The sequence below is a fragment of the Luteitalea sp. genome (assembly GCF_044337415.1).
GTDB lineage: Bacteria > Acidobacteriota > Vicinamibacteria > Vicinamibacterales > Vicinamibacteraceae > Luteitalea.
The window spans coordinates 1-6,029 of record NZ_JBIINP010000226.1; the positions used below are offsets into that span (position 1 = coordinate 1).

Genomic DNA, 6,029 nt, shown 5'->3' on the forward strand with positions numbered 1-6,029 from the left:
CGCGGCAGCGACGGCGCGATGATCGCCGACCGCCTCTCGACGGGTGTGACTCGCTACCTCGTGAACGGGGAGCCGACCGAGGGCAAGCTCGCACTCGGCCATCGCGGCGTGGTGCGCGTGAAGCTGCACGCCAAGGGCCGCGCCGCCCATTCCGGGTACCCGCACCTCGGCGAGTCGGCCATCGAGAAGCTGCTCGACGCGCTGGCGCAGGTGCGCGCCATGGACCTGCCGGTCGACGCCGTGCTCGGGCCGACGCAGGTCAACATCGGCGCCATCGCGGGCGGGCTCGCGCCCAACGTGATCGCGCCAGACGCGACCGCCGACCTGCTGTTCCGCATCGTCACGCCGCACGAGCAGGTGATGGCGGCGCTGGCGCCCCTCGCGTCGTTGGTCGACGTCGAGTACGTCTACCACGTGCCGTTCCTCCACATGGCGACGCTCGAGGGTTTCGATGCCGAGGTCGTGGGCTACACCACCGACGCGCCGCTCCTGAACGCCTGGGGCACGCGGTTGATGTACGGCCCCGGCTCCATCCATGTGGCCCACACCGATCACGAGTCGGTGGCTATCGCCGACCTGCACCGCGCCGTCGACGACTACCAGCGCATCGCGCGCGCCCTGCTGGCAGGGTAGGGACCGTTGCCGCGATGCGGGCGCGGATGGGCCGGGCTGGGACAGCCGGCCTGCGAGGAGGCTGGCGTTCCTGCTCAGGTAGCCTGTAGCCTGTAGCCACCAGCCCCTATGAGCAGCCAACCTCTCGCCTACCTGAACGCCGAGTTCCTGCAGAGCGACGATGCGCGCCCGCTGCGCATCCTGTCGGAGTACTTCGAGCCCCACCGCCGGTTCACCGAGGAGGGCATCAAGGACACCGTGGTGTTCTTCGGATCGGCCCGCATCAAGGCCAGGGCCGAGGCCCGCCGCGAGCTCCAGTTGCTCAAGGTGCGCGGCAAGTCGACCCCGCAGGCGCGGGCCACGAAAGACGAGATCCGTCGCGCCGAGAAGGCCGTCGAGTGGGCGAAGTACTACGAGGACGCCCGCACGCTGGCGCGGCTGCTCACCGAGTGGACCGCCGAGCTCGACACCGAGATGCACCGGTTCGTGGTGTGCTCGGGCGGCGGCCCCGGCATCATGGAGGCCGCCAACCGCGGCGCGCACGAGGCCGGTGGCAAGAGCATCGGCCTCAACATCAAGCTGCCGTTCGAGCAGGGGCCCAACCCGTTCGTGGGCGATCGCCTCCACTTCGAGTTCCACTACTTCTTCATGCGGAAGTTCTGGTTCGCGTACCTCGCCAAGGCGCTCGTGGTGTTCCCGGGCGGCTTCGGTACGCTCGACGAGGTGTTCGAGATCCTCACGCTGGTGCAGACCCAGAAGCTCTCGAAGGAGCTGAAGGTCATCCTGTACGGCACCGACTACTGGGACCAGATCCTCCACTTCAAGCCGCTGGTCGAGTGGGGGGCGATCCACGAAGAGGACCTCAAGCTCATGGACCGCGTCGACACCCCGCGTCGCGCGTTCCAGGTGCTGCGCGAGCACCTCGAGACGCACCACCTGCGCCCGGAAGTGCCGCAGGTCGGCCATCGCAAGCCCGACATCGCCAAGACGCGGGGATGACCGCATGACCCTGCTCGAGGCGTTCCGCCGGCTGTCCCCCGACTGCCCGCCCGAGGACTTTGCCGGGCAGGACGCGCTGGCCTTCGTGCAGGACGAGGTCAACATGCTTGCGCGCCGGTTGACCTTCGAGGAATCCATTCGCGAGGACGCGGCGACGGAAGTCACCGTCCACATGCTGTTCGGCGGATCCCGCACGACCGGTGCGCTCGAGTGCGACTCCGACAAGCGCGTGCGTGGGTTCCTTCGGCGCGCGCTCTCCAACAAGGCGATCGAGTTGTGGCGGGCCCGCCGCGCGCTCGCCGAGGACACCATCGACGACGCCGATCACCCCATCGAGCTGGTCGACATCGCGCTGAGCGCCGAGGACGTGCTCACCGAACCGGACCTGATGCGGGAGGCCCTGGCGATCGAGCAGCGCTTCATGGATGTGCTGGTGCCGGCGTGCGCCGAGACGTTCACGCAGGTCAGGGCCCGACAGGACTTCCTCACGGTCGTGACGCAGATGCGCGCGCTCGCCTTCAAGGCCACGACCATCGACGAGGTCGTCCTCGAATCGACCGGGCGCACCGGCGCGACGGCAGAGGCGGCCGTCCATCAGCGGCACCATCGGGCCCGGGTGCGCCTCGTGGAGTTCATCGCGAACGAGTCGGGCGCCGGCCGGCTCTCGGCCGAGCAGGCCGAGCAGTTCCGCGGCTGTGTCAGTTTCCTGCATCGCCGTGCGTCCAGCGCCAAGGAAGCCGCCCGCGCGGCCCAGCGTGACCAGCGATGACCCAGACACAGACCCCGCACGACGCCCTCGCACTTCTCGGCCTTCCAGGGCTCGCGCTCTCCGACGAGGCGGCCCGGCTCCAGTGGGCTACCTCCACGCAGAGCCAGGCGCTCGGCAAGGGCGACGTGGCCGCGCTCGCCTTCTCGGCGCTGGCGGCCACGGGTTTCGTCGACGTGCCCTTCACGGCCGTCAGCCACGGCACCCTCGGCCGCCTCGACGCCGCCATCTCGGCGCCCGCGCTCGGCATCGTGCGCATCTCCGCGCCCGGCGATCTCGACCTGCGCGTTCACCTGCCGGCGGGGCTGCCGCACGACGAGGTGCGGTTCGTACCGGACGAGGACGGCGGCACCGCGTACCTCGACCTCGCGCGCGCCACCGCCGTGGTGGTGCGGGCCGGACTCGATGCGGTGCTCCTGCGCACGACGGCCGACGGCGTGTCCGTGCACGGTGTCACGCCGCCGGAGGCGTGCCTGTCGCCCCTGCAGGTGATGCCGTCGGTCGCCACGTGGGCCGGCGCGTGTCGCGACGGCTGGCTCGCCGAGCAGGTGGCGCCGCTTGTCTCCTCCGACGACCCGTGGCCGCAGGTGGTGGCCGCGGGCATGCTTGCGCGCCTGGCCATGCCCGCTGATGCGAGCGAGGCCCGTGCGTGGCTCGCCGCCGCGCGCGCCGGCACCGCCGACGCGAGCATGATCGAACCGCGCCGCTGGGCGGCGTCGCTGCCGGCCGACGATCGCGCCGCGCTGTCGCGCCAGGCCGTGGTCGAGTGCGCCGCGCTGTGCCTCGACATCGAGGACGTCGAGGATGCCGTGCATGCGTCGTCGCCCGGTTGGGATGATGAGGTGCGCACGCTGGCGCATCGCCGCGACGACCTCGAGGCCGTGCTCCTGCTGCTCGACGCCGCAGGCGATGCCGCCGACCTCCGGCAGGCGCTGGTGGCCGTCGACCGTGCAGGCTTCCTGCTCGGGCTCGCCGTGCCGACCGGCGCCGGGCTCCAGGACGAACGCCTCAGGCGCGCCGGGGTGAAGGATCCCGACGCCTGGTGGGCCCTTGCTGCCTGAGCTGGCGCGGGGCCGCGCCGATCGCGCGGCCCGAGCCCGGCTGCAGCCCGTGCTCGAGGCCGGCCCCTGGTGCTGGCCGACCAACCCCGCATCGGCGGCCGCCGCGCTCGCTCGCGACATCACCGGACTGGACGACCCGCCCGCGCCTCGCATCGGCGCCCTTCCGGGGCTCAGCGTGGAGCGGACGTGCGGGTTCGCGTGGATCCTCCATTCCGGTGCGCCGCTGCGCCGCGGGCCCGAGATCGGCACCACCACCCGCCAATCCTGGGATGCGGCGTCGCTGGCGCTGCCGCGCTCCGTTCCCCTGTTGTGGCAGTCGGTCCACGCCGCGCACGCGGGGGCCCTGCACCTGCTGCCTGCGGGCGCGCACCTGACCGAGCCCGGCCAGGCACCTCCCTGCGATGTCGTCACCGGCCCGTCGTTCGGTCTTGCGCTCTTTCTGTTGCAGGCGTCGATCGTGTTCCGCGTCCCGCTCCCAGGCGATCTCGTGGCCAGCGCGGCCGTGTCGCCCGATGGGCGCGTGGAGGAGGTCGATGGGCTCGACGTGAAGCTCTCGACGACACGCGCGTTGCTGCCGGGCGTGCGTCGCGTGCTGGTGGCGGCCTCGCAGGTGGAGGAGGCACGGCGCCACGCCGGGCCGCTCGAGGTGATCGGCGTGCATGGCACGTCGCTGGCGCTCGAGCACGTGTTCGGCGATGGGCTCGCGGACCTGCTGCTGCAGGAGGGCCTGAACGCGGAGCGGCGCCGGGAACTGTGCGAGTGGTTCTTCAGGTTCGCGCTGGAAGGGCGCGGCGAACTCGTGGACTGGTCGCCAATCGCGGCGGCGGCCTCACGCGCGCTCGCGGCGTGGCCAGACCTCACCGACGACCAGCGGTTCCAGCTCGCGTTCGCCCTGGGCATCGCCGAGCGTCACGAGTTCAACGCGGGAGCGCTGCCCGTGCCGACCGTTGCGCAGTTGGCCGATCGCCCGGCGCACCTGCGGTTGCACCTCCTCGCCCACCTCGTCCAGCAGTCGGCAGACACGGGGAGCCCGGACCCGGCGGCGATCGCGCCACTGCTCGCGCGATTCGCCGAGCCCGACCTGCGCGAGGGACACCCGATGGCCTGGCGCGTCGAGGGCGCACGGGCGCGCCTGTTGGCGGTGACGGGCCAGCCCGAGCTCGCACTCGAGCGTCAGGAGGCGCTCGCGCGCACGTACTACGACGCGCTGCTGTATCGCGACATCTCCTTCCCGCTGGCCGAGTGGTTCCGGCTGGCCGGGGCGCTTGACCATGTCGACGCGTTCGCTCGCGCTGACGCGATGCTGGCGGCGATCCTGCCGCTCGGGGCCCTTGGCTTCCAGGGGCAGGCGTACATCGACCTCGCACGCTCGCGCGCCGCCGTCCGGCTCGGTCTCGACGGCCAGGAGGCGTCGCTGGCCGTGCTCGCGACGCTCGCCGACGACCAGGCCGGGCCGCAGCACGTGCGGTGGGCGGCAGCGCGCGCCTGGCTGCGTGCCGCGCCCGACGATGCGGCGACCCACGAGTGCCGCGGGGCCATCACCGACGCCGCCAGCCGCGCGCAGGCACGTGGGGCCACGCACCCGCACGCGTCGCAGGTGGCCCTGGCGCTGGTGCGCATGGATGAGGCACTGGCATGCGGCGACCCACCCGCCGCGGAGCTCGGACTGGCCGACCTCCACACCCTCCAGCCAGGCATCGTCGATCACCTCACGCGCGCCGCCGGTGATGTGCCGACCGCCGCGTACGTGGCGAGGTACTTTCCGTATTGAACCAGGCAACGGGCCGCAGGCCACAGGCTGCCCGCGAACTCCGCCGTGGCAGGCAGCCTGTCGCCTGTGGGCCGTAGCCTCCCGACTCCCAACTGCCGACTGCCGACTGCCGATCATGAGCTCCGTCCCCGACTTCGACTGCCCCGACTGCGGCGAGCCGCTCGTGCACGCGCACACCGAGATCTCCTCGGGCGCGTTCCGCACGCAGGCGGCCTCGATGCCGCAGATGCCCATCCACTACTACGACTGTCCGGAGTGCCAGACATGCTGGAAGTTCGGCACGCGCCTGCTGCCGGATCCGGTGCGACAGATCGCGCGCGACTCGCACGGCCAGTCGTGATGCCGCTGGCGTGGGCGGCCAGGGCGGGCGTGCGCAGGAGCGCATTGCTCGCGTTGTGGCTGGCGCTCGCCGCGTGCCCTGTTGCCGCAGGGGCGCAGGTGCCCGGCGAGACCTTCGAGGCCGTGGTCGCGCGTGTCGTCGACGGCGACACGATCGACGTTCGCCGTGCAGGCGATCGCCAGGCCATCCGCGTGCGCCTCGACGGCATCGACACGCCCGAACGCGGCGAGCCGTTCGCCAGTGCCGCCACGCGGTTCACGCGCGCCGAGACGTTCGGTCGCACAGCCTCGGTGCGCGGCACCGACATCGACAGGTACGGTCGCCTCGTCGCACGCGTCACGATGGCGGGCGCCGACCTCAGCGTGGCGCTGGTGCGCGCCGGCCTCGCGTGCGTCTACCGCAAGTACACGCGTGACCCCGTGCTCTACCGTGCCGAAGCAGATGCCCGCAGCGCCGGGCGCGGCTTCTGGGGGAGTCCGC

Annotated in this window: 7 protein-coding genes; all 7 read left to right on the forward strand. The window is 72.1% G+C overall.

Translation table 11 applies throughout. The annotated features are described in order from the left end of the window. The coding region (locus ACIRDX_RS19545; RefSeq protein ID WP_396627115.1) for a peptidase dimerization domain-containing protein at positions 1-633 on the forward strand (633 nt) is incomplete at its 5' end. Positions 634-741: 108 nt separating this feature from the next. Then, the gene (locus ACIRDX_RS19550; RefSeq protein WP_396627116.1) at positions 742-1,611 is read left to right on the forward strand and encodes a TIGR00730 family Rossman fold protein; all 870 of its coding nucleotides are present in this window, start codon (positions 742-744) and stop codon (positions 1,609-1,611) included. Between the two features lie 4 nt (positions 1,612-1,615). Continuing rightward, positions 1,616-2,380, forward strand: coding sequence for a hypothetical protein (locus ACIRDX_RS19555; protein ID WP_396627117.1), 765 nt, complete (start codon positions 1,616-1,618; stop codon positions 2,378-2,380). After that, entirely contained in the window at positions 2,377-3,438 is a 1,062-nt protein-coding gene (locus ACIRDX_RS19560) for a hypothetical protein (RefSeq protein WP_396627118.1), read from the forward strand. Before ACIRDX_RS19555 ends, ACIRDX_RS19560 begins: the two co-directional genes overlap by 4 nt. Beyond that, positions 3,428-5,209: a hypothetical protein gene (locus ACIRDX_RS19565; RefSeq protein ID WP_396627119.1), complete on the forward strand. Its 1,782-nt coding sequence runs from the start codon at positions 3,428-3,430 to the stop codon at positions 5,207-5,209. Before ACIRDX_RS19560 ends, ACIRDX_RS19565 begins: the two co-directional genes overlap by 11 nt. A gap of 115 nt (positions 5,210-5,324) precedes the next feature. Beyond that, the gene (locus tag ACIRDX_RS19570; RefSeq protein WP_396627120.1) at positions 5,325-5,549 is read left to right on the forward strand and encodes a hypothetical protein; all 225 of its coding nucleotides are present in this window, start codon (positions 5,325-5,327) and stop codon (positions 5,547-5,549) included. Beyond that, positions 5,549-6,029: thermonuclease family protein (locus ACIRDX_RS19575; protein WP_396627121.1), on the forward strand; the 481-nt coding region annotated here is incomplete at its 3' end. The genes ACIRDX_RS19570 and ACIRDX_RS19575, both read left to right, overlap by 1 nt.

What these genes read in the sequence shown, in the direction of transcription:
- ACIRDX_RS19550 (WP_396627116.1), top strand. Translation starts at nt 742, where the DNA reads ATGAGCAGCCAACCTCTCGCCTACCTGAACGCCGAGTTCCTGCAGAGC.
- ACIRDX_RS19555 (WP_396627117.1), top strand. Translation starts at nt 1,616, where the DNA reads ATGACCCTGCTCGAGGCGTTCCGCCGGCTGTCCCCCGACTGCCCGCCC.
- ACIRDX_RS19560 (WP_396627118.1), top strand. Translation starts at nt 2,377, where the DNA reads ATGACCCAGACACAGACCCCGCACGACGCCCTCGCACTTCTCGGCCTT.
- ACIRDX_RS19570 (WP_396627120.1), top strand. Translation starts at nt 5,325, where the DNA reads ATGAGCTCCGTCCCCGACTTCGACTGCCCCGACTGCGGCGAGCCGCTC.